1 rRNA gene is annotated in these 2,027 nt (G+C 57.4%); it reads left to right on the top strand.

Annotated elements, in window-relative coordinates:
- Nucleotides 1-40 precede the first annotated feature (40 nt).
- Nucleotides 41-1,567: ribosomal RNA gene (locus AC1DLT_RS30795) — 16S ribosomal RNA — on the top strand.
- Nucleotides 1,568-2,027 lie beyond the last annotated feature (460 nt).

Here is a 2,027-nt window from a genome sequence, read left to right as displayed (position 1 = left end):
ATCCCGTTTTCCCGGGGGCGCATGTTGTGTCTGTTTTACTTCAACGGAGAGTTTGATCCTGGCTCAGGATGAACGCTGGCGGCGTGCTTAACACATGCAAGTCGAACGATGATCCGGTGCTTGCACCGGGGATTAGTGGCGAACGGGTGAGTAACACGTGAGTAACCTGCCCTTAACTCTGGGATAAGCCTGGGAAACTGGGTCTAATACCGGATATGACTCCTCATCGCATGGTGGGGGGTGGAAAGCTTTATTGTGGTTTTGGATGGACTCGCGGCCTATCAGCTTGTTGGTGAGGTAATGGCTCACCAAGGCGACGACGGGTAGCCGGCCTGAGAGGGTGACCGGCCACACTGGGACTGAGACACGGCCCAGACTCCTACGGGAGGCAGCAGTGGGGAATATTGCACAATGGGCGCAAGCCTGATGCAGCGACGCCGCGTGAGGGATGACGGCCTTCGGGTTGTAAACCTCTTTCAGTAGGGAAGAAGCGAAAGTGACGGTACCTGCAGAAGAAGCGCCGGCTAACTACGTGCCAGCAGCCGCGGTAATACGTAGGGCGCAAGCGTTATCCGGAATTATTGGGCGTAAAGAGCTCGTAGGCGGTTTGTCGCGTCTGCCGTGAAAGTCCGGGGCTCAACTCCGGATCTGCGGTGGGTACGGGCAGACTAGAGTGATGTAGGGGAGACTGGAATTCCTGGTGTAGCGGTGAAATGCGCAGATATCAGGAGGAACACCGATGGCGAAGGCAGGTCTCTGGGCATTAACTGACGCTGAGGAGCGAAAGCATGGGGAGCGAACAGGATTAGATACCCTGGTAGTCCATGCCGTAAACGTTGGGCACTAGGTGTGGGGGACATTCCACGTTTTCCGCGCCGTAGCTAACGCATTAAGTGCCCCGCCTGGGGAGTACGGCCGCAAGGCTAAAACTCAAAGGAATTGACGGGGGCCCGCACAAGCGGCGGAGCATGCGGATTAATTCGATGCAACGCGAAGAACCTTACCAAGGCTTGACATGGGCCGGACCGGGCTGGAAACAGTCCTTCCCCTTTGGGGCCGGTTCACAGGTGGTGCATGGTTGTCGTCAGCTCGTGTCGTGAGATGTTGGGTTAAGTCCCGCAACGAGCGCAACCCTCGTTCCATGTTGCCAGCGCGTAATGGCGGGGACTCATGGGAGACTGCCGGGGTCAACTCGGAGGAAGGTGGGGACGACGTCAAATCATCATGCCCCTTATGTCTTGGGCTTCACGCATGCTACAATGGCCGGTACAAAGGGTTGCGATACTGTGAGGTGGAGCTAATCCCAAAAAGCCGGTCTCAGTTCGGATTGGGGTCTGCAACTCGACCCCATGAAGTCGGAGTCGCTAGTAATCGCAGATCAGCAACGCTGCGGTGAATACGTTCCCGGGCCTTGTACACACCGCCCGTCAAGTCACGAAAGTTGGTAACACCCGAAGCCGGTGGCCTAACCCCTTGTGGGAGGGAGCTGTCGAAGGTGGGACTGGCGATTGGGACTAAGTCGTAACAAGGTAGCCGTACCGGAAGGTGCGGCTGGATCACCTCCTTTCTAAGGAGCACCTACAACCACCCTGCCGGGCGTTATGTCCGTGTGGTGGGGTTGTCAGGAGTACGCCCGTTGCGCAGACGCWAGTTCTGCGGCGGGTGCTCACGGGTGGAATATCAACAAATAGGTGCCTGGCGGCACAGGCCGGCAGCTAGTACGGACGCTCTCTCTTCTTCGGAAGTGTGGGGGTCCTGGAACGCACGCCGGAATGAGCTGTTGGGTAGTGTTTGGCACACTGTTGGGTCCTGAGGCAACAGGACCATGGCGCGGCCGCGTTGTCCTTCCCTTTCGGGGAGGGTGCGTGGTGGTGGTGTGGGACTTGTGTTTCTGGTTTCCTGGCTGCACCGATCACACGGTTGTTCTGCTCCTTTTGGGGGTGGGGTGTGTGTGGGGTGTGTGGTACGGGGTTGTTGTTTGAGAACTACATAGTGGACGCGAGCATCTTTTATAAGAAGCAATTTCC

This window comes from Neorhizobium sp. 05N33, from assembly GCF_056397445.1.
This window is presented reverse-complemented; position numbering and strand designations above follow the sequence as displayed.